This is a genomic window from Robertmurraya massiliosenegalensis JC6 (genome assembly GCF_000311725.1).
Taxonomy (GTDB): Bacteria; Bacillota; Bacilli; order Bacillales; family Cytobacillaceae; genus Robertmurraya; species Robertmurraya massiliosenegalensis.
In genome coordinates this window covers 110,566-129,588 of the sequence record NZ_HE978513.1, presented here as the reverse complement: position 1 = coordinate 129,588, position 19,023 = coordinate 110,566, and the positions used below count along the sequence as shown (strand labels likewise).

Annotated in this window: 23 protein-coding genes; 10 read left to right on the top strand and 13 right to left on the bottom strand. The window is 37.1% G+C overall.

Features of this window, described 5'->3' with window-relative positions; translation table 11 throughout:
• Positions 1-927 precede the first annotated feature (927 nt).
• Positions 928-1,719 carry an SDR family NAD(P)-dependent oxidoreductase gene (locus BMSHG_RS10480; RefSeq protein ID WP_019154404.1) on the top strand — a complete coding sequence of 264 codons (792 nt, stop codon included), beginning with the start codon at positions 928-930 and terminating at the stop codon, positions 1,717-1,719.
• 40 nt (positions 1,720-1,759) lie between these two features.
• Here BMSHG_RS10480 and BMSHG_RS10475 read toward each other — a convergent pair whose 3' ends face one another.
• The 4 genes from BMSHG_RS10475 to BMSHG_RS10460 all read right to left on the bottom strand — a co-directional run bounded on the left by BMSHG_RS10475 (position 1,760) and on the right by BMSHG_RS10460 (position 4,994).
• Positions 1,760-2,104, bottom strand: a complete 345-nt coding sequence (locus BMSHG_RS10475; RefSeq protein WP_019154403.1) for a YolD-like family protein — start codon at positions 2,102-2,104, stop codon at positions 1,760-1,762.
• A gap of 13 nt (positions 2,105-2,117) precedes the next feature.
• Positions 2,118-3,347, bottom strand: a complete 1,230-nt coding sequence (locus BMSHG_RS10470; protein ID WP_019154402.1) for a DNA polymerase IV — start codon at positions 3,345-3,347, stop codon at positions 2,118-2,120.
• A gap of 218 nt (positions 3,348-3,565) precedes the next feature.
• Complete coding sequence (locus BMSHG_RS10465; protein ID WP_019154401.1) at positions 3,566-4,015, bottom strand: DUF1569 domain-containing protein; 450 nt, start codon at positions 4,013-4,015, stop codon at positions 3,566-3,568.
• Between the two features lie 109 nt (positions 4,016-4,124).
• Positions 4,125-4,994: a cation diffusion facilitator family transporter gene (locus BMSHG_RS10460; RefSeq protein WP_019154400.1), complete on the bottom strand. Its 870-nt coding sequence runs from the start codon at positions 4,992-4,994 to the stop codon at positions 4,125-4,127.
• Between the two features lie 233 nt (positions 4,995-5,227).
• Here BMSHG_RS10460 and BMSHG_RS10455 point away from each other — a divergent pair, with 233 nt between their 5' ends.
• The gene (locus BMSHG_RS10455; protein ID WP_019154399.1) at positions 5,228-5,554 is read left to right on the top strand and encodes an iron-sulfur cluster biosynthesis family protein; all 327 of its coding nucleotides are present in this window, start codon (positions 5,228-5,230) and stop codon (positions 5,552-5,554) included.
• Positions 5,555-5,625: 71 nt separating this feature from the next.
• Here BMSHG_RS10455 and BMSHG_RS10450 read toward each other — a convergent pair whose 3' ends face one another.
• Genes BMSHG_RS10450 through BMSHG_RS10435 form a run of 4 tightly spaced genes read right to left on the bottom strand, consistent with a single transcriptional unit; the run spans position 5,626 to position 8,631 of the window.
• A complete protein-coding gene (locus BMSHG_RS10450; RefSeq protein WP_019154398.1) occupies positions 5,626-5,823 on the bottom strand; it encodes a twin-arginine translocase TatA/TatE family subunit in 198 nt (65 codons plus the stop codon).
• A gap of 24 nt (positions 5,824-5,847) precedes the next feature.
• Positions 5,848-7,593, bottom strand: coding sequence for a GMC family oxidoreductase (locus BMSHG_RS10445; protein WP_019154397.1), 1,746 nt, complete (start codon positions 7,591-7,593; stop codon positions 5,848-5,850).
• 24 nt (positions 7,594-7,617) lie between these two features.
• Entirely contained in the window at positions 7,618-8,355 is a 738-nt protein-coding gene (locus tag BMSHG_RS10440) for a gluconate 2-dehydrogenase subunit 3 family protein (RefSeq protein ID WP_019154396.1), read from the bottom strand.
• Positions 8,356-8,373: 18 nt separating this feature from the next.
• Positions 8,374-8,631 (bottom strand): hypothetical protein, encoded by a 258-nt coding sequence (locus BMSHG_RS10435; RefSeq protein ID WP_019154395.1) that lies wholly within the window; start codon positions 8,629-8,631, stop codon positions 8,374-8,376.
• Between the two features lie 183 nt (positions 8,632-8,814).
• Here BMSHG_RS10435 and BMSHG_RS10430 point away from each other — a divergent pair, with 183 nt between their 5' ends.
• On the top strand, positions 8,815-9,429 hold the full coding sequence (locus tag BMSHG_RS10430) for a TetR/AcrR family transcriptional regulator (RefSeq protein ID WP_019154394.1): 615 nt from the start codon (positions 8,815-8,817) through the stop codon (positions 9,427-9,429).
• Between the two features lie 66 nt (positions 9,430-9,495).
• On the opposite strand, the gene BMSHG_RS10425 is transcribed toward BMSHG_RS10430, so the two are convergent.
• Positions 9,496-10,419 (bottom strand): alpha/beta hydrolase, encoded by a 924-nt coding sequence (locus BMSHG_RS10425; RefSeq protein ID WP_019154393.1) that lies wholly within the window; start codon positions 10,417-10,419, stop codon positions 9,496-9,498.
• 375 nt (positions 10,420-10,794) lie between these two features.
• Here BMSHG_RS10425 and BMSHG_RS10420 point away from each other — a divergent pair, with 375 nt between their 5' ends.
• Complete coding sequence (locus BMSHG_RS10420; RefSeq protein WP_019154392.1) at positions 10,795-11,172, top strand: PH domain-containing protein; 378 nt, start codon at positions 10,795-10,797, stop codon at positions 11,170-11,172.
• Positions 11,173-11,356: 184 nt separating this feature from the next.
• Here the strand turns inward: BMSHG_RS10420 and BMSHG_RS29275 are convergent, their stop codons facing one another.
• Positions 11,357-11,488 carry a hypothetical protein gene (locus BMSHG_RS29275; protein WP_019154391.1) on the bottom strand — a complete coding sequence of 44 codons (132 nt, stop codon included), beginning with the start codon at positions 11,486-11,488 and terminating at the stop codon, positions 11,357-11,359.
• Between the two features lie 146 nt (positions 11,489-11,634).
• Between BMSHG_RS29275 and BMSHG_RS10410 the strand changes: the two genes are divergently transcribed.
• On the top strand, positions 11,635-11,886 hold the full coding sequence (locus BMSHG_RS10410) for a YqkE family protein (RefSeq protein ID WP_019154390.1): 252 nt from the start codon (positions 11,635-11,637) through the stop codon (positions 11,884-11,886).
• Positions 11,887-11,941: 55 nt separating this feature from the next.
• On the opposite strand, the gene BMSHG_RS10405 is transcribed toward BMSHG_RS10410, so the two are convergent.
• Entirely contained in the window at positions 11,942-12,982 is a 1,041-nt protein-coding gene (locus tag BMSHG_RS10405; RefSeq protein WP_019154389.1) for a serine hydrolase domain-containing protein, read from the bottom strand.
• A 219-nt stretch (positions 12,983-13,201) separates the two neighbouring features.
• On the opposite strand from BMSHG_RS10405, the gene BMSHG_RS10400 reads away from it, so the two are divergent.
• The 3 genes from BMSHG_RS10400 to BMSHG_RS10390 all read left to right on the top strand — a co-directional run bounded on the left by BMSHG_RS10400 (position 13,202) and on the right by BMSHG_RS10390 (position 15,691).
• Entirely contained in the window at positions 13,202-13,897 is a 696-nt protein-coding gene (locus BMSHG_RS10400) for a hypothetical protein (protein WP_019154388.1), read from the top strand.
• Positions 13,898-14,123: 226 nt separating this feature from the next.
• Positions 14,124-15,068: an SGNH/GDSL hydrolase family protein gene (locus BMSHG_RS10395; protein ID WP_019154387.1), complete on the top strand. Its 945-nt coding sequence runs from the start codon at positions 14,124-14,126 to the stop codon at positions 15,066-15,068.
• A gap of 8 nt (positions 15,069-15,076) precedes the next feature.
• Positions 15,077-15,691 carry a YpmS family protein gene (locus BMSHG_RS10390; protein ID WP_019154386.1) on the top strand — a complete coding sequence of 205 codons (615 nt, stop codon included), beginning with the start codon at positions 15,077-15,079 and terminating at the stop codon, positions 15,689-15,691.
• Between the two features lie 325 nt (positions 15,692-16,016).
• On the opposite strand, the gene BMSHG_RS10385 is transcribed toward BMSHG_RS10390, so the two are convergent.
• Together BMSHG_RS10385 and mciZ are read right to left on the bottom strand one after the other, a co-directional pair.
• Positions 16,017-16,928 carry an aldo/keto reductase gene (locus BMSHG_RS10385; protein WP_019154385.1) on the bottom strand — a complete coding sequence of 304 codons (912 nt, stop codon included), beginning with the start codon at positions 16,926-16,928 and terminating at the stop codon, positions 16,017-16,019.
• A 51-nt stretch (positions 16,929-16,979) separates the two neighbouring features.
• Positions 16,980-17,132, bottom strand: a complete 153-nt coding sequence (gene mciZ / locus BMSHG_RS27530; RefSeq protein ID WP_019154384.1) for a Z-ring formation inhibitor MciZ — start codon at positions 17,130-17,132, stop codon at positions 16,980-16,982.
• 73 nt (positions 17,133-17,205) lie between these two features.
• Between mciZ and BMSHG_RS10375 the strand changes: the two genes are divergently transcribed.
• Together BMSHG_RS10375 and BMSHG_RS10370 are read left to right on the top strand one after the other, a co-directional pair.
• The gene (locus BMSHG_RS10375; protein ID WP_019154383.1) at positions 17,206-17,757 is read left to right on the top strand and encodes an NUDIX domain-containing protein; all 552 of its coding nucleotides are present in this window, start codon (positions 17,206-17,208) and stop codon (positions 17,755-17,757) included.
• A complete protein-coding gene (locus BMSHG_RS10370; RefSeq protein WP_019154382.1) occupies positions 17,754-18,920 on the top strand; it encodes an endonuclease Q family protein in 1,167 nt (388 codons plus the stop codon). The genes BMSHG_RS10375 and BMSHG_RS10370 overlap by 4 nt, the downstream gene beginning before the upstream one ends.
• The last annotated feature ends 103 nt before the right edge of the window (positions 18,921-19,023 follow it).

The following is a 19,023-nucleotide window of genomic DNA, read 5'->3' as shown; positions in this document are numbered from 1 at the left end:
GCTTAATGAGCAAGCATCATGAAATAGCGCCAAAATAACAGGAAAAATTCCTGCTATTCTCTCAAAAAATGCTAAAATAAACGATTTTGCTCTCCATAAGCGGAAAATCTTCCGTTATTTCTCCTAAAAGGGACTCCATCGAGGAGATAACAGGAAAAATTCCGCTTAAGGGGGAGAGATGGTTGGATCGAATGAGACAAATCGGAAGCTTCCTACATTTTGTAGGAGGAATGTTCTAAGTTCTTCCTATGTTGTTTTGGTAGAGAATAAACAACTATCAACAATCATACTTTTCTTTACATCAAAGAAGTATATGAACCCCAGCTGGAATTTGGATTATCTGTTGCTATTTTAGCAGAAGCAGCTACACGGGAAGAAGTCGTAGATTCGGCTGTCTTAGAAGCCCTTACTTCCCCTGCATGTTTGAGCCAATCTCGCTAAATGATGTACTACCAACCGCCTAAATAGCTTCGTTGATATTATATAGCGCACTGGTGCCACTCATTTTATACGATGAATTTGTTACCCAACTACTAGTTCTTTCTTTTCATTTTTGTCGTTGCAGATTAAGGCTCAGATGGAGAACCTAAAATACCAAACCCTAGCCCAAACAACAGACTTGATGTAAGCGCAGATGATAGTAATTTTTTTTTGAAAAGCCCTCTTTGTTTCCATAATTTCCATTACATGTTAATTACAGTATAATATCAAAAATAAATCTAGTAATATTTATTTTTGAAAATTGAAACAAGAGGAGAAATGAAAGTATAGGGTGTTTGGGGATTATTCGAAACATGATTTTATTTTATGCTATACTAAGGGCTCTAAGAATTATCGGACTTTGAATGAACAAAGATTTGCTATAATTTTATCTTTAGCTCCAAGCCGTCCAAACTTCTATTTGAGTATATTTTTTGAGGTGGTTAAATGGGAAACTTATTTAATAAAAACATCGTGATTACTGGTGCTTCTTCAGGCATTGGTGAAAAAGTGGCTCTTTTAGCTGCGGAAATGGGTGCGAGACCGATCCTTCTCGCTCGATCTACAGAAAAATTAGCAGATATTTGTGAGAAGATAAATCAAAAATCAGCTGTTGATGCTGTCTATTATCAGTTAGACGTCAGTAATTATGAACAGGTGAAAGTTGTGTTTCAAAGAATTCTTCGAGAAGTGGGTCAGATCGATATTCTTTTAAATAATGCAGGCTTCGGTGTTTTTGATTCTTTTCATGAAGCTAGCTTTGAGGATATTGAACAGATGTTTCATGTCAATGTGTTGGGACTGATTGCTTGCACACAGGAGGTTCTTCCTTCCATGCTTGCGAAAAACAGCGGGCATATCATCAATGTCGCTTCACAAGCAGGAAAGCTTGCTACTCCCAAATCGAGTGGGTATGCCGCCACGAAGCATGCCGTTCTTGGGTTCACGAATAGCTTGCGAATGGAGTTATCAAAAACCAACATCTCCGTGTCTGCCGTTAATCCAGGTCCGATTGAAACGAACTTTTTTACGATTGCTGATAAATCAGGGGGGTATGTCGATAATGTGAAGAAGTTCATGCTCTCATCTGATTATGTCGCCGAAAAAATCGTTCAGCTTATGATTCGTCCTAAGAGGGAATTGAATTTGCCTAGATGGATGAATATGGGAAGCGTTTTGTATCATCTCTTTCCTAGTGTGGCGGATAAACTATTCGGGGGAGTGTTGAATAAAAAATAAGAAGACACCGATTAGAGTAGGTGTCTTCTCAACACAATGGTTAGCTGATTTCCACTGCTAATATTTTTTTAAAGGGGAGGTTTAAAATGTCCTCATCATTTACAACTTTTAAGTATCCTTCCATGGTATCTACTTTTTGAATCCATCCCCAGAATGTTGTAGGTCCATATTTCTCCGCATAGGTAATCGTAACTGCTCGTGTTTGTTCAATGGATCTAACGATGACATGATTCATTTCTTCAAGCTGATCAGGTTCTAGCAAAGGCAGGATAAACTCTTGTTGTTTTCGTTTTTCCTCTAATAATTGTTCTCGATGTTCAGGTAGCATCATTCGACTCGATTCCCATCGTAAATTATAGCCCTTGCTTAATTTATTTACTTTCATTTTCTTCACATCCTTATTTATAGTGGCCACCTATTTTTCTGGCCCGCTCAGAGGCTTGCCCTGCTTGCGTTAGGGAAGAGGCGCGGAAAATCGCTGTTCGTCCATATTTCTCCCATATTGTATCTAAAGCATGATTTAATTGTTCTCTGTCCAAATAGTTATCGAATAAATCGATTTGATAGCAGTCAGATGTCTGCAAATTGGTTAATGAAACGCCGAGGCTTCTTACGGGCTGTCGATCCCAATGCCTTAAAAACAATTCATAGGCAGCTTTAAAAATATCCATATCAAAATTAGTGGGGATGGGCAATGTTATCTGTCTATGGAAGCCAGTGGGGGCATCAAAATCAGCGCCTCTAACTCCGCAAGTTACGGTGATTCCCATATAGCCCTTATTTCTACATCTTCTAGCTACTTCGGTACAAAGCTCCAATAATACAATTTTAATTTCTTCGAGCTCAGTATAATCTCTTGGTAATGTCATATGATGACCAACTGCTTTTTGTTGGTCATGTGTTTTGACGGAAACAGGGGAGTGGTCAATTCCGTTTGCTGTTTGCCAAAGGACTTCTCCGTTAATCCCCCAGCGTTTTTTAAGGATATCAACAGGAAACGTGGCTAACTGTCCAATCGTAAAAATTCCCATGCCTTGTAAATTTATCGCCATTCTTTTTCCGACTCCGAACATTTTTCCAATCGGCAATTTCCAAAGCTTCTCCATATTGGTGTCATTGAGCTTAAATATGCCATTCTCATTATTCTTTGCAAAGTTATCGCAGGCCATTTTAGCAAGAATTTTATTTTTGCCGATGCCGATTCTCGCATATACCCCGATATCATTGAGAATCTGCTGCTGGAGTTGACGAGCAATTTCATATTCATCTCCTAAGATACTTAGACTTCCAGAAACGTCTAAAAACTGCTCGTCAATTGAAAAGGGTTCGACTAAGTCGGTAAATTGCTCAAGAATCTTACTAATAGCGATTGAGACATTTATATAATCTTGCATATGGGGTTTTACAACAACTAAATTGGGACATTTCATTTGTGCTTGCCATAATAACTCCGCCGTTTTAATCCCAAATTTCTTTGCAATAGGACACGCAGCGAGGATGATTCCTGATCTTCTTTCTGGATCACCAGCTACTACTAGCGGTTGATTCTCATAATCAGGATTTCTAACTTTTTCAACAGAAGCATAAAACGATTGAATATCTGCAAGAAAAATCACTTTATCCTTCATTAAGGTTCTCTTCCTTTCTAAAAAACGAACATACTTTCGTAATTATTATATACGAAAGTATGTTCGTTTATCACTAGAAAAAAATGGTTAATGAAAAAATCCTTTAAGGAAGACCATTATAAAAGGGGAAATGATTAAAAAAATCCTTAAGAAAAAAAGGTGATCTTTCTGAAGTGATGAAGCTTAATTTCTTAGATGTTACGAGTGAGGGTAAGTAGCTAAGCACCGAACTGTTTCAAGTGATGATCAAGATGTTTGTAAATGCCTTTTCCCCATTGTTCAGGGGTAAGTTTTCCGAAAAAAGGGTGGGGATGAGTCGTGCAGTTCTCTGGACCATTCAGTTGGAAAGCGATAATTTTTTGCTTGAGTCTTTCCTTTTCTGTTTCAAACTCTTTGTCATCGTCAATCAAAATAGTTGGAATGGTAGACATATTTTTGGTGAAGGGCTTGTCATTATAAAAAACAGTCTTCGCAAAGTTTCCCACCAGTATACCTAATAAGCCTCTAGGAGGAAGAGAATTCCCCATCGCAATATCTTGAAAGGATGAGCAATGTGCGAGCATTTGGGCCACATTCATTTTCCCCCATTGAGGTGTTGAATTTGGGTTTAAGTTGTCAATCCGATTTAAAATCTCCTCTGAATACAATTGGTTGAAGATATTTTTCATTTGAGTATGTCACTCCCTTCACGACTATAATTATAACATAATAATCTGATTTTTCTGTTAAAAATTATGATAAAGAAGCACACATCAAAAGGACATGTGCTTCTAACATTCAATTAGGCTCTACATGAACATTCACTTCATATACATGGTAGTCGTGAATTAGGACGTTTTCAATAGCGGTGGCAATATCATGAGCTTGTTTAATATCTAATGTTGAATTGACAAAAATGACGACATCTAGTACTTCGTTGTTTCCGTAATTTCTGCCTTTAATTTCTTTTAATCCTTTCACTCCGTAGATATTTGAAATGACATCTTGATATAGCTGCAGCTTTTTTTCATCAAAACCATCTGAAAGTTCATGGGCAGCCTGCTTAAAAATATCCCAAGCTGTTTTACAAATTAAAAGTCCAACGACGAAAGCGGTTAATACATCTAACCATGGCATATTTAATTGAGAACCAAAAATACCAATAGCTGTTCCAATACTGACCCATGCATCAGAAAGATTATCCTTTGCGGCAGCCATCACGGCTTTGCTATTAATTTTTGTCGCTAACTTTTTATTGTAGCGATAAACAAAATACATCGCTATGGCACTAAAAATCCCTGTATAGGCGGCGATAATGTCAGGTGATTGTGTCCCGCCTTCAAACAAGGAGGTGATAGCATCAACTAATACCTGAATCCCAACGGCAAGCATAATAAAGGATGCGATCATGGAGGCGATGGTTTCACTTTTCCAATGGCCATAGCGATGGTTCTTATCTGGTGGTTTTCGTGCCAGTTTAAGTCCAATGAGAACAGCAATAGAGGCGATGATATCGGTTGTATTATTTAGGCCGTCTGCTTTTAAAGCAGCAGAATCACTCATATGGCCAACCATTAATTTGATGATGGACAGAACAAGATAAGCAATAATGCTCATCATTGCTCCTCGTTCGCCTAACTTAAGATTATGATATTTTTCAGTATCCATTTTGTAACCTCTCAATACTTAATAAAACTAGAATAGCAATTAGTTCATGGGTGGGTCTACAGCAATCTTATTGGTGCATCCTATATTAATAGGTATAGAGAAAAAATGTTTCTCCAGGGAAAGTTGGTGTCTACTAGAATTTAGAATGTTACCTCTTCTAAAGCTTTGAGAACGTATATGGTGGAAGAAGAGGAGAGTTATGCTACAATATCAGCAGTGGAGGGGATGACAGAATGGAAATTACCATTACAGATATAGCAGCAAAGAAGATTGAAGAGAAGAAGGGACAGCAAGAAGGCTTCCTAAAGCTGAAATATGATACAGAAGGCTGCGGTTGTGTTGTTAGTGGTGTGACAGCACTTTGGTTAGTTGACGAAATTGATGAGGATGATCGTGAAATCGAAACATCCATCGGTTCGATCTATGTGGAAAAATCAAAAGAAGTATTTTTAAACGAAAATCTTAAAATTGATTTTTCTCCACTTTCAAATAGCTTTCAGTTAAAGAGCCCGAATGAATTTTTGAACCCGAGAATGAGTTTCTTAAATAAGCTTGGTTAATAGATGAATGAACAAAAAGGCGCTAAAGACAATGAAGTCTATAGCGCCTATAAAATTTATAGTAGCGGCTTTCAAACTTTATCAATCTGTGACGAGTCCTTTTCTGATTTAGCTGGCTCATCGTCTAAGAGGGAACGAGTAGATTTTTTAAATTCCCGTAATGTCTGCCCAAATGCTCTGCCTATTTCGGGCAATTTTTTTGGACCAAAAATAATTAAGGCGAGGATTAAAATGAGAATTAAACCTGGTACTCCAATATTTGATAGCATTCTTTCACCTCAAATGATAGTTAATTAAGTAAATTGCTTTTGATTATTCGCTTGCACTAATAGTCCGCCTTCTTGTAAATATTTAATCATGCCTTCCGTTGCGTGATAAGTCAGAGCCGCTGCTGTGGTTGTGGGGTTCGAAACTCCAAAATGAGGAAAGGCACTAGAACCACAAACAAATAAATTTTCGCAATCCCACATTTGAAGATATTTATTGACAGCACTTGTTTTAGGATCAGCTCCCATAATTGCTCCACCTGCATTGTGTTCGAAAGAAGAAACACCTGAAAAATGTTCTGTAATCGGATATTCATCTATGATATCAGCGCCCATTTCTTCAGCAATTTCTTTACACTTGCCAAGAACATACGTTAAAAGGTTTTTGTCATTTTCAGATACATCCCATGTCAGGCGAATAAGTGGGTCTCCAAGGTCATCTTTATATGTAGGATCAAGGTCAAGGTAATAGTCTTTATAAGGTAAGGTCGCTTTTTGAACTGATACAGTTAAGGAGCGATTGTGGTAATAGAGTGATTGTTTCTTATATTCTCGTCCCCATGAAGGTGTCCCCATTGGTGTGTTACTAGTCATAATTGGAGAGTTCCCATAAATAGACATCCTCATTTCAATCTGACCACCGTGTAGGAAATCAAGAGCAGAATGGTCGAAAATATCCCCCGTAAAATCTGTAATGGTTTCCCCTAAACAACCTGTGGATACATAACTATTGAATTTTTTATCTTTGAAAAATGCGCCGACTGCACCTGAAACATGGTGATCGGTGAAGTTTCTTCCGATAACCCCTTCGCCCGTTTCTGGATTATAAGGTACTCCGATTTGTGATAACAGCAACAAACGAACATTATTGAAAACAAAACTCGTTAACACGACAAGATCGGCAGGTTGTTCAAACTCTTCGCCTGTTTGAGTATCAACATAAATAACCCCGGTTGCTTTTTTTCCATCGTATAACACGCGAATAACACGAGCATGGTTACGTAATTCAAATTTCCCTGTTTTCTGAGCAGTTGGAATCACGGTAATCACGGGGTCTGCTTTTGCTCCGTATTCACACCCATTATAAACACAAAAAGCGCAATACTGACATGGATTTAACTTTTCCCCATCAGGATTTGTATATGATTGTGAGACCGTACCAGATGGCGTGACAAATGGTTTATATCCAAGTTTGCTGGTGGTTTCGTGAAACATTCGCATTGCTTCTGTTTTGACCAATGGGGGATTAGGATAGTCACTTGAACGTTCCGGATAATTCGGATCAGGTTCACCTGAAACTCCTGCCATTTTTTCAAACTTATCGTAATAGGGTTCAAGTTCCTCGTACGTGATTCCCCAATCTTGAAGAGACATGTTTTTAGGGATTTTATCTTCCCCATATCGCTCGACCGTTTTGGAACGGATTTCAAAATCATAGGGATAATAGCGATGTGTCTGCGCACCCCAGTGACTTCCGCCTCCGCCTGTTCCCGTACCCATTCTAATGGTCGCCTTATCACGTACAGGAATGGCTTCTTCACCCAAATTTCTTCGAAAAGTATATGTCTCCTTTGTTAACTTGCTTTCCATTTCTCCTCTTATGGTATATCTTAATTCATCGTGAGTATGCAAATAATCTTCTCTCGTCCGTTCGGAACCTTTTTCCAATCCGACGACATTAAACCCTGCCTTGGTTAGTTCAGCAGCGACAATTCCACCCATCCAACCAACTCCAACGGTTACTACGTCTACTTTGTTTAACTTTTTTGCCATGATAAATTCCCCCTGTTAATTAAGTTACATATGGTGGCTTAGACTCATCGGATCTTTTTTGACAAATTCTTTTGATTCTGCTGCATCAAGGTGAGACATATAAGCTCCAGGGAACTCTTTCATTTTCCAACCTTCTAGATTTTTATTTCCACCGTAAAGAGGGTCGCAAAAACAACCTTCAAGTGTTAATTGTCTTAATAGGGCAAAGAACGAAGCGGATGATATTAATTTCATTTCCACTTTGTCCCCTTCAAATTCTTGCAAAATTTCAATTTGCACTTCTTCATTCAATTTATTGAATGAGGCATCATGTTTTGCAAGACTTACTTCGTTTATCTTTCTCACACCTTGAATCATAATATCTCCACGAGTTAATGGTGTTTGCCCGTCTTTAAATGGTCTAGCCATATAATCATCCGCATTCCTTCCCCATGGTGATGCTAGTTGTTTATCGATATAGTAAGGAGCACCTAATCCAATGGCGCCGGGACCATGTTCGTCCTCGGGAAAAATCACTTCAGTTGCTGCTTGAAGAGTCTCGAAATCTTCTTTTCGGGTAAAAAAAAGCATCGCTTCATTGTGATTTGTTGTCATGTGATGAGAGTCAGTTGGTTGTGAGGTAGTAGGTGTTGAACCAGGTTTCATTCCAAAGATGCTGCCAATTGCACCCCCTAAAATAAGACCACCAACTGTTAAACCAGAACTACGTAGAAAGTTTCGCCTGGATTGATTATGGATTTGTTGATTTTCTTTTTCTGACATATGGACCCTCCTATTCGTTTAGTGAAAAATGGTCGCCCATTCATAAGCGAGCGTGAATATAGCAGTAGTTGCCATTAATCCAAAAATAAACAAAAAACATCGCTTTCCAAGCCAGCAGGAAAGAATAACGGTAATGCCAACTCCTATCCCTAAATAACTTAAACCTGGAAAGGAATGGGTCGTTAAAGATAGATAAAATGCTACATTCCCCGCAATAAAAATCCCTAGAATCATTTGATTTAAGAGTTTTAGCTCAGAAAGGGCATGATTTTCCAATGAATTTCCCCTCCTTTACAATTTGAAAACGATTACAATACGCAGTTGACAGAATAGTTACAATATTATTAAAATTATTGTAAGATTCAAAATACGGAAACTCAATATACAATTTTGGGAGAAGTGTACAGAAACGTACAAATTATCCATTTTTGTTGGTTAAAAATGGGGAAGGTGGGCCATATGGGAAATTATCATCCTGATAAACGCGTGAGAAGAACGAAGCAACATTTTAAAAATGTATTGTTTACATTAATGGAAAAAAAGAAATTTCGGGATATAACCATTTCTGAAATTGTCAGAGAAGCCAATTTTAATCGAGGTACTTTCTACGCCCATTATGATAAAAAAGAGGATTTATTAGATGAAATGATCGAGGAAGTTTTTCAAAAAGCAACAGAGGCCTATCGGGAACCATATTTGAATCAAACTATAATCGATTTTAACAAGGTACAACCAGAATCTATTAAATTCTTTGACCATTTTTTAGAGAATAAATCATTTTATACAGTAATGTTAAGTGAAAATGACTATTTTAGGGAAAGGTTAATCAAGCATTTGGAGCCCTTATTCAGACAAGATTTTGATTATACGGCTTCAATCGATGATGTGAAGATAGATATTCATCTATTTACGACTTACCGTATATATGGGGCTATTGGTTTGCTGCTAGAATGGATGGAAAATGATTTTGAACATACGCCGCTCTATATGGCTGATCAGCTACTTCGCATCTATCGTTCCTATACACCGAAAATCCATGTGAAGAGTCTAATTAGGAAGGGAGCCAATTTTTAATGAGTTTTTTTATAAGCGTGTTAAAAAATGGTTGACACAGATATTTTCTCTATGTCAACCATTCATCTATTTCGCATCTTCTGTCACAAACACATAGTCCTCTAAAAACTCATCTACTACTTTCGCATAGTCTTCTTTATTCTCATTCAATGATTGGGCATGAACCCCTTTTTCGGCGATAAAAAGCTTTTTTGGTCCTTGTTTTTGTTCGTAAAGAGCTTTTGTCATCGTCGGCAAAATAAAATCATCTTTTTTACTATGGATAAAAAGGATTGGCTTTTCGATGTTATCGATAACAGCAATAGGGGAAACATCCTTCAAAGAGTATCTTTGCCGCATTTTAATAAAGAGGTCAGCTACTGGCAAAAGAAGTTTTGCTGGCAATCGCAGTTCTGCTTTCAGCCGATAAGCGAGTTGTTGTTGGAAATCAGAAAAAGGACAATCGGCAATATAAAAATCAGCCGCATCTTCAATCATCCCTGCATACAGAAGCATCGTGGCAGCTCCCATTGATTCTCCATGAATGCCTAAAAGTAAATCAGGTCCTCGATCGAGCCTTAGCCAATCAACAATCGTTTTTAAATCAAATTTCTCGTAATAGCCGTAACTCGTTGTCTTTCCACCAGATTCACCATGCCGTCTATGATCATAAATTATGCCATTAAATCCTCTTTCCAAAAAAAGATTCATATACTTAATGGAATTGAATTTATTCTCTGTCACTCCATGACAAAAAATCACATATTTATTCGTACGGTGAGGCTCGACAACTAGCGCTTTTAAATGGTAGCCAAAGTGGGAGGGAATCAGAATCTCTCGTTTCGGTAACTGTTCAAAGGCATTTGTATCAAGTCTTCCAGCGGACTTTTCGCGGTCGAGGATAAATTCATCATCCTTCTTTTTCATATACATAATGCGATTGGAAAAATACAAGCCAACAGTCACAAAGGCAAATAGAAATGACACGATGAATCGCAATGCTCGTTTCATGCCCATCCCTCCAAAATCAGAATTGATATATGATCAATTTACTCCATTTTACCATTTTAGAAACATTGAAAACTAATTAACATTTAAAATTTTCCGGTCTTGTTGACCAAGTAGTAACGACGCCAATAAATTTCGGTCTTTTGAAGGGGGAATCATCATACATGAAATCTCGATTATTTCTTTGTATTGAAATGAATAAATACTGCATAAGAATGTTCCCCCATCTTTTTGTAAGCAAATTTCTAAATTTCTTCTAAGCAACTTAGAGCATTTTTTAGAATAAATTTTTGAGTTTGTTTAAATATATTTAAAATAGAAGGAATCCATTTTAGTTATCCAGAATATTACTAAATGACTAAAATTCAGGAGGTTACTATGGGACTATTAGATGGTTTGATGGGGAATGTATCAGAGGTTGATGTTCAGTCAGTAGAGAAAGAATTAGAGGTGATTGTTACCCCTAATGAACGAGTTGAAAAAGCTTATAAATTAATACGTGATTTAATTGTCTTTACCAATACTCGACTAATCTTAATTGATAAGCAAGGTATGACAGGTAAAAAAGTTGAATATCACTCTGTACCTTACAAAAGTATTACTCATTTTAGTGTAGAAACAGCAGGTACGTTTGATATGGATGCTGAATTGAAAATTTGGATCTCAAGCACAGCTAATCCAATATCAAAACAATTTAAAAAAGATAAAAGTATTTACGATGTGCAAAAGTCATTAGCTACCTATGTTGCAAGATAATTTAACCAGAGGTTTGGGTTATGCCAAGCTTCTTTTTCTTTAAGAGGCTAATAAAATAAGTCAACAATCAATTATTCGGTTAATCGATACTAGAAAAGAATCGTAATCTACTCAGCAAAACCACTGGATAGAAGTCCACATAATACATCAAGAGACTTGGCATAAAACCAAGTCTCTCATATTTCTATTGTTTCGAGTTCTGTCTTTTTGTAGGGTGAATGGCTTTTTCTAAGTCTTCTGCAGCAATGTTTTGTTTGACATTTTCAGCATGAGGTTGTCCTTTTTGACTATTCCCTTTTTCGCGCTTCTGACTCATACTTGATCCCTCCTTCTAATAACATCTTCCATAGAATGAGTTAAAAGTGAGGAGGTTATACGTTGTTTGACGTTCGAGGTGGCATAACGGAAAAACACAAGGGTTCGTGCTATACTATTTTTATGAAAAATGAGTGAGGGATAGACATGAAGAAAAAGAAACAGAAGACACAACCAAAACAAAAAAATGATGATAAACCAGTAACACTTGGGGATATGCTTAATGCTGACTTGCTGAAGCAATTAAAGGACCAAAAGCAGCAGTTAAAAGATGCAGAAGAAAAAAAGCAACTTGAAGAAGAGGAAAGAAAAAGAGAAGAGCGCCGCTTACGAGAAAAAAATAAATCGTTTGAAGAGTTACTAAATGAAAGCCCGATGGATTGGAAAAAATTCAAATAAAACCGGATACTCTAACGAAAACAGCCTCTTTCGAGATGAAGAGGCTATTTACTATTTATAACATCATGGATTGATATATTTCTCCGATAAGTCCTTTAAGCTGATGCATCCCTAAATCTCCATTCGTCATAATGATGGCACCTTTTTCTAGGTGTGGGTATGCGACCATCATACACTGAAATCCTACACCCCAACCCATAGAAGAAATTTCTATGTCTTTATCCGCTCCTTCAAGAAATACTCCTAATCCGGTCCAAGATTTTCCTATTTGAGGGGTTATCATCTCTTGAGCGAAATGTTTAGACAGACCTATTTTACTTTTGTCTTTTAGGGCATTTATTAATTCAAGAACTAATGTGGCTAAATCTAATGAAGTCGTCCATAATCCAGCAGCTGCCGGATAAGGATATATAGGATATTTTCTATCTACCAAATTACCGTATTTGTCATGCCCACAAGAAAATTCTTTTTTATCCATTTCTAACAAATCTGGCAACAAAAGAAAACTGTTATCCATTTCTAATGGATTAAATAAGTACTCAGTTGCAACTTGATGATATGGCTTTCTAGTCACATCTTCGATTAATAGCTGAATCACACAATAGCCAGCATCTGAGTAATGGAATTCACTTTCTGGCTCACACTGTATCTTAATAGGAACATTACAGTAAGGAGTTTTCCCCTCAAGCAATTCAAGCATTGAAGGAGTTCCTTTTTCTGAATCTAGTTCGGAAAAACTACTTTCAGGATCCTTGATTCCAGATTGATGGCTAAGCAAGTTTTTTAATGTTACTTTTTTATTTTTTGAGAATTCATTTTCTGGTATTTTCCAAGTTAAAAGGTACTCATTCACACTTTCATCTAATTTTAGTAACCCTTCCTCTACAAGCCTTAAAGCCATTATTCCAGTTAAGAATTTACTGATGGAGCAAGCACTGAATATTGAATCTTGATTTACATGTCTATTATTTTCGACTTCGATAAATCCAACATTTTCCATTCCGCTAATTTGGCTGTTTTCAATCAATGCAATACTTAATCCGTTTACATGATAATGCTTCATTCTTTCTTCAAGGTTTATGTTTTTTAATCTCATTTTTAACCTCCGTAGAAATATTATGAATAAAGTTTACACGAACAATAGTTCTGTATAAATGATTTTTGTTAAAAAAAGAAACAAAAATTCTCTACTAGATCAAAAATAGTATAGTGAACAACTCTCCGTCAATAGACTCAAGACTTTAGTCCTCGTTGTTAAAAAATGGAATTTTTGTTATCTTGAGTAGTGCGAGTGCATTAAAGGTGGAGGTAGTTTATGGATAAAGTAAAACCGCTTAAATTCTTAGTACTGATTCTATTTCTTTTAAATTTGGCTGGTTGTAGTTTAGTAGCTTTAGATAATAAAGATGATTTAGTCGTTCAACTGAAGGAAAAGTATGGAATTGATGTGGAAGTGACACATGCAAGTCACAATAATGGCCAATATACATATAAAGTTCAATATCCAGAAAAAGAAGTGGTATTCGGTGCCACAACAGATAAAAATGGGGATATGCTTTCAGATAGTTTGATTCCTGAATTAATGAGTATCAAGGTTGAAGAAATCCTTAAAGCAGAGTTTGAAAAAAACAGTATCGATGTAGAAGCCCATACCTATATGATGAGAACAAATAGCGCAAAAGAGACAAATATTGATATCACATTGGAAGAGTATCTGAATAATTATCAACCTGAATATCTATCAGGTAAGATGCTATTAAAAGAGCAGCCGAATGTCACGCTAGAAACAATTGAACATGTCTATCAGGCAGTCTACATGGAGTTAAAGGAGACTAATTTTCAAGCACATATTGTTATAGCAAATGATGATGAAACGTATGATATTTTAGCGGAAGCAATGAATGAAAGAGGAGATATTAATCAAGGTGAGATGTTTGAGTATGAACAAGATATCAGATTGATAAAAGCCTATATTGATCAAGATGGCTTCCATGTATTAGGGAATCAATAGGGGAGAATGGTGTGTTGTCTCCAAAAAGATATCGATCAGGAATATCTCGATTAAACACTTGAACAAGTTTTGTTTGGGTGTTTTTTGTTATGGAGCGTTTTAGGAAACGTTCAAGCGGCTGGTTTTAAAATCCACTTACTTTAACATATAATGAATGATAAAATAACTTGTTAGCTTTAATAATATATAGACTATGATATTAATAGAATTTGGTGGTGTGGATAAATTGAAGGGAAATAAAGTATGGGTTGTCGCAGCGATTGTTATCATCGGATGTTTCCTTCTTTATAAATTTCTTCCAGGACCAACTGAAACTGTGTCTGAGGAAGAAAACGTGAGTGTTGTATCAAATATGAATGATGAGCAAATAGAGGCTCAGGTAGATGAGCCTGATGGCGAGAAAGAGCAAGACGTAGATACTGAGGAAGAACAATCAGTGGCAGTGCAGATTAAAGAGAAGGTTAGGGAAATAATCGAAGGAGCGATTCGTTTTTTTAAAGATGATAAAAAAATCGTAGCGATTGGTGATTCACTTACTGAGGGTGTTGGAGATGAAACAGAAAGTGGCGGATATGTCGGAATTTTAAACCATACGTTTGAAGCTCAGAATATTAACATTTCGATTGAGAACTTAGGGAAGAGAGGCAATCGAACGGATCAATTATTACTCAGATTGGAAAATGAAGAGATTGCAGCATCGATTCGAAAAGCAGATATTGTCCTTATCACGATTGGAGCAAATGATATTATGAAAGTGGTTCGAAGTAATTACACGAATCTTAATATCGAACCATTTGAGGAAGAAAGAGTAGATTATGTTGAAAGGCTAAGGGCCATTTTTACGAAAATGAATGAGCTCAATCCAGACATGCATATCTATTTGATTGGTTTTTATAACCCATTTGAGCGTGTCTTTGGTGACATTGAACAATTAGAGATTATTCTTGATAATTGGAATCATGCAGGCGAATTAGTCACAGCGGAATTTGATAACGTATCTTACATTCCTACTAAAGATTTATTCACCAATTCAACGATCGACCTATTATCTGAAGATCATTTCCATCCTAATACAAGCGGTTATAAATTGATGGCTGAGCGTGTACTTGAGTCTTTGGATGACGTTGTTAATGAAGAAACAGATCTATCGAGTGAGGATACAGAAGAGTAGGTGAAAAAATGGGTGTACAGTTTAACAAAAAGCCATCATGGAAGCATTTATTTCTAGGTTTAGCTGGAGCGAATGGTATTTTATTAATCCTTTTCTTCGTTCTATTGCTTTGGCCAGTTTCTGATTCAGAGATGCCAGAGAAAGCTTTTATTGAAGAGGAGCCAGGGGCCGAGTTTACGGTCAACTCAAGCAAACAGAATTTGAATGAATTAGTGAATGAATATGTCGATAAATTTATGAACGATCAAGGGGATAAATATACTGTTGACTTTGGTGGTGAAAATGTTAGATTGCTAGGGTCAATCGATGCTTTTCAAACTGAAATTCCAATCTCCATCACCTTGGAGCCATTGGTACAGGAAAATGGCGACCTTGTTTTATATACTTCGGAAATGTCGCTTGGATTACTGCAATTGCCAGAAAAAAAGATTCTCGAATACGTGAAAAAAGAATTAGAAACACCAGATTGGGTGAATATTGACCCGAGTAGCCAATCGATTTATATCGGAGTGACAGAAATGGAAGTTAAAAGTAACTTCAAGGTCAAGGTTCAGAGCTTTGATTTAAAGAATGACCAGATCACATTCAGAATAAAAGTACCGAATAAAACGTTAGGGTTATAGAAGAGGACGGTTCTTGTGCTGCTGATGGAGAATTAGCAGCGAGAGAATCGTCTTTTTTCAGGATATCAGTTGGGGAATTGAGACTAAGCAAGAGAGTGCTAATAAATAGTCGGAGGAATTCCGCTTAATTAGGGAATTTCATTAAGAAGGGCTTTAATAGACGGAGAATTTCCGCCTATTAGACCCGAAATATTCAAAAAGAATGATATTTCACTTCATAAGCGGAAAATTTCCACTTCGAATAATTTTGCTAGCCACAAAAAGGAAACTCACTAATCCTGTTTTTATGCAAAAACGGTGACGCTCATTTTCGGAACGTATCATTTCATCGATGAGCTTGATATGTATGTGAGGGCACAATTTTTTGAATCAGGGCGACTTCTTCTATCGTCAATGGTAGAGAATTCACAGCTTTTACATTGTCTTTCAGCTGCTCAACGGAGCTTGCTCCAACAATGACAGATGCTACAGCAGGATTTGCTAGATTGTAACGTAAAGCAATCTCAGTTAAAGAACGAGAATGTGCAACTTTTTCCTGTAACTCTGAAATGCTCTGTTGGAGGTCTTCATAGCTATGTTCTAAATAACCGGATGCTGAAGCTTTTTCAAGACCTTTTTCACTTAATAGCCCCTTTGCGACAGATCCACGTGTGACGACACTGATATTATGTTTGTGAAGGAAGGGAAGCGCCTCTTCTTCAGGTTTACGATCAAGAATGCTATATTGCATCATGACCGAAACAATATTTGCTTTTTTTACATATTCTCGAATGACATTTGGACGGATGGAAGAAATCCCGTAATAACGAATGAATCCTTCTGTTCGTAATTCTTCGAAAGCTTCAATCGTTTCATCCATATGATCTTCAATCGTCCCGCCATGAAGTTGATACAAATCAATATAGTCAGTATCCAATCTCTTTAAACTTTGTTTGACTGCTTCTTTTATATACGTTTTTGAAGGGTCCCAGTTCCAGCCCTCTTTTTTCTCATTCCAACGATTTCCCACTTTTGTCGCAATAATAACTTGGTCACGTACATGCTTTAAAGCCTGACCGACAATTTCTTCATTTACCCCGAAGTCGTATAAATCAGCCGTATCAAAGTAGTTGATCCCTTCGTCCAGGGCGGCTTCTACTATTTTTTGAGCATGAGCTTTGTCTGTTCCAAGGGACATACATCCAAGACCTAATTCTGTCACTAGCAAATCCGATTTTCCTAATTTATTTTTCTTCATTCTTTTTCACCTCTCTCCCTATTTTATTAAAAGATGAAGGAAAAGAACAAACTATGTGTCTGACTTTTTACTTTCTTGCTTTTGAATGAATTGAATCCAGTCTTGAAGACGATCATAATGTTGATTGTATTCTTTTAATTTCGTTCGAATCTCCCATCCCTTGCCGACGAGAATTACGCCTTTTTCATGCACGTACACCTTCATTCATACTCCTCCAATTTAAGTATGCTACACTATATGTACCAATCATTTAGAATTAGAACTGGAGTGAACAATAATGAAAAGTCTAGAGGAAAAAACGATAAAGACTGAACCAATTTTTTCAGGAAGAATCATACGTGTCCAAGTGGATGAAGTACAGTTACCAAACGGAAAAACGTCAACGCGCGAAATTGTGAAGCATCCAGGTGCTGTAGCGATTCTACCCATCACAGACGATGGAAAAATCGTCATGGTGGAGCAATATCGTAAGCCAATGGACAAAGTGTTGGTGGAAGTCCCTGCTGGAAAGCTAGAAAAAGGGGAGGAACCTGCTTATACGGCAGAAAGAGAACTTGAGGAGGAAACGGGTTATGAGTGTCAATCTCTTGAGTGGCTCATTTCTTTTTATACGTCTCCCGGTTTTGCTGATGAAATTGTCCATTTATATGTAGCAAAAGGATTAACGAAAAAAGAAAATGCAGCAAGTCTCGATGAGGATGAGTTTGTTAATGTACTAGAAGTGACGTTGGAAGAGGCTATCGAATTAGTGAAGGAACAAAGGATTTATGATGCCAAAACGGCATACGCAATCCAATACTTACAACTTCAAGAGGCGTTGAAAAAGTGAACGATTATTTTGTCGATTTACATATCCATATCGGGAGAACGGAGACGGGAAGAGCAGTCAAAATTACCGGTGCGAAAACGTTAACGTTTTCCCATATTATCGCCCATGCGAGAGATTTAAAAGGATTGAATATGATTGGCATTATTGATTGCCATTCCCCTGAAGTACTCATGGAAATGGAAAGGCTTTTACAGGAAGGGAAATTGTGCGAGTTAGAAGAAGGTGGTCTTTTTTATGAAGGACTCACGATCATCCCAGGTTCTGAACTCGAAATATATGATGAAGGAACAAATGGGCCGATCCATGTTCTTTGTTATTTCCCCAACCTTAAAACGATGAAAACTTTTTCAGAGTGGCTTGAGGGCCATTTGAAAAATATCCATTTAAGTTCACAACGTGTCTATGTCACAGGACGAGTGCTACAAGAAAAAGTAAAGGAATTGAATGGTTTGTTCATCCCAGCGCATGTCTTCACTCCATTTAAAAGCTTGTATGGAAAAGGCGTAAAGGAATCGTTAAAAGAGGTATTTGAGCCTTCTTTAATTGATGGCATTGAACTGGGATTAAGTGCCGATACCGAGATGGCATACAAAATAAAGGAACTTCATAATTATCCGTTTTTAACGAATTCTGATGCTCATTCTTTAGGGAAAATCGCCAGAGAATATCAAAAAATTCGCATGAAAAACGCAACCTTTACTCATTTAGAAGAAGCGCTAAAAGGGAAGGGTGGTCAAAAAATAGTAGAAAATTACGGACTGGATCCTCTTTTAGGAAAATACCATCAAACAGTATGTGCGAAATGTTTTTCGAAAGCAGATGAAGATCAGAAAGAATGTCAACAATGTGGCCACGGAAAAGCGATTAAAGGGGTAGCAGAGAGAATTCAGGAGTTAAAAACAACAGATGAGCATCCGGTCAATCGTCCACCGTACATTCACCAAGTCCCACTGCAATTTATTCCTGGGCTTGGCCCTAAATGGTTTGAGAAACTACTAGCTCATTTTGGAACAGAAATGGCGATTTTGCACAGCGTGCCTGAATTTGCACTATATGAGGTAGTGCCTGAAAAAATCGCAAAGTTCATTATTCAAGCCAGAAAAGGAATGTTATCCCTTGATGCTGGTGGCGGGGGGAAATACGGAAAAGTTTCTGCAAACTAGAACTAGTTGATAGAGTAGATTTCTTATTATTAATAGATTCTCATGTCATATAGAGGCTAGGACAGGCATACATATTACTGTAAGTCTATTTAGAACTCTAGGA

What these genes read in the sequence shown, in the direction of transcription:
- BMSHG_RS10390 (WP_019154386.1), top strand. Translation starts at nt 15,077, where the DNA reads ATGGGTGTACAGTTTAACAAAAAGCCATCATGGAAGCATTTATTTCTA.
- BMSHG_RS10440 (WP_019154396.1), bottom strand. Translation starts at nt 8,355, where the DNA reads ATGTCAGAAAAAGAAAATCAACAAATCCATAATCAATCCAGGCGAAAC.
- BMSHG_RS10450 (WP_019154398.1), bottom strand. Translation starts at nt 5,823, where the DNA reads ATGCTATCAAATATTGGAGTACCAGGTTTAATTCTCATTTTAATCCTC.
- BMSHG_RS10480 (WP_019154404.1), top strand. Translation starts at nt 928, where the DNA reads ATGGGAAACTTATTTAATAAAAACATCGTGATTACTGGTGCTTCTTCA.
- BMSHG_RS10465 (WP_019154401.1), bottom strand. Translation starts at nt 4,015, where the DNA reads ATGAAAAATATCTTCAACCAATTGTATTCAGAGGAGATTTTAAATCGG.
- BMSHG_RS10385 (WP_019154385.1), bottom strand. Translation starts at nt 16,928, where the DNA reads ATGAAGAAAAATAAATTAGGAAAATCGGATTTGCTAGTGACAGAATTA.
- BMSHG_RS10475 (WP_019154403.1), bottom strand. Translation starts at nt 2,104, where the DNA reads ATGAAAGTAAATAAATTAAGCAAGGGCTATAATTTACGATGGGAATCG.
- BMSHG_RS10430 (WP_019154394.1), top strand. Translation starts at nt 8,815, where the DNA reads ATGGGAAATTATCATCCTGATAAACGCGTGAGAAGAACGAAGCAACAT.
- mciZ (WP_019154384.1), bottom strand. Translation starts at nt 17,132, where the DNA reads ATGAAGGTGTACGTGCATGAAAAAGGCGTAATTCTCGTCGGCAAGGGA.
- BMSHG_RS10445 (WP_019154397.1), bottom strand. Translation starts at nt 7,593, where the DNA reads ATGGCAAAAAAGTTAAACAAAGTAGACGTAGTAACCGTTGGAGTTGGT.
- BMSHG_RS10400 (WP_019154388.1), top strand. Translation starts at nt 13,202, where the DNA reads ATGGATAAAGTAAAACCGCTTAAATTCTTAGTACTGATTCTATTTCTT.
- BMSHG_RS10375 (WP_019154383.1), top strand. Translation starts at nt 17,206, where the DNA reads ATGAAAAGTCTAGAGGAAAAAACGATAAAGACTGAACCAATTTTTTCA.
- BMSHG_RS29275 (WP_019154391.1), bottom strand. Translation starts at nt 11,488, where the DNA reads ATGAGTCAGAAGCGCGAAAAAGGGAATAGTCAAAAAGGACAACCTCAT.
- BMSHG_RS10460 (WP_019154400.1), bottom strand. Translation starts at nt 4,994, where the DNA reads ATGGATACTGAAAAATATCATAATCTTAAGTTAGGCGAACGAGGAGCA.
- BMSHG_RS10470 (WP_019154402.1), bottom strand. Translation starts at nt 3,347, where the DNA reads ATGAAGGATAAAGTGATTTTTCTTGCAGATATTCAATCGTTTTATGCT.
- BMSHG_RS10420 (WP_019154392.1), top strand. Translation starts at nt 10,795, where the DNA reads ATGGGACTATTAGATGGTTTGATGGGGAATGTATCAGAGGTTGATGTT.
- BMSHG_RS10455 (WP_019154399.1), top strand. Translation starts at nt 5,228, where the DNA reads ATGGAAATTACCATTACAGATATAGCAGCAAAGAAGATTGAAGAGAAG.
- BMSHG_RS10405 (WP_019154389.1), bottom strand. Translation starts at nt 12,982, where the DNA reads ATGAGATTAAAAAACATAAACCTTGAAGAAAGAATGAAGCATTATCAT.
- BMSHG_RS10425 (WP_019154393.1), bottom strand. Translation starts at nt 10,419, where the DNA reads ATGAAACGAGCATTGCGATTCATCGTGTCATTTCTATTTGCCTTTGTG.
- BMSHG_RS10410 (WP_019154390.1), top strand. Translation starts at nt 11,635, where the DNA reads ATGAAGAAAAAGAAACAGAAGACACAACCAAAACAAAAAAATGATGAT.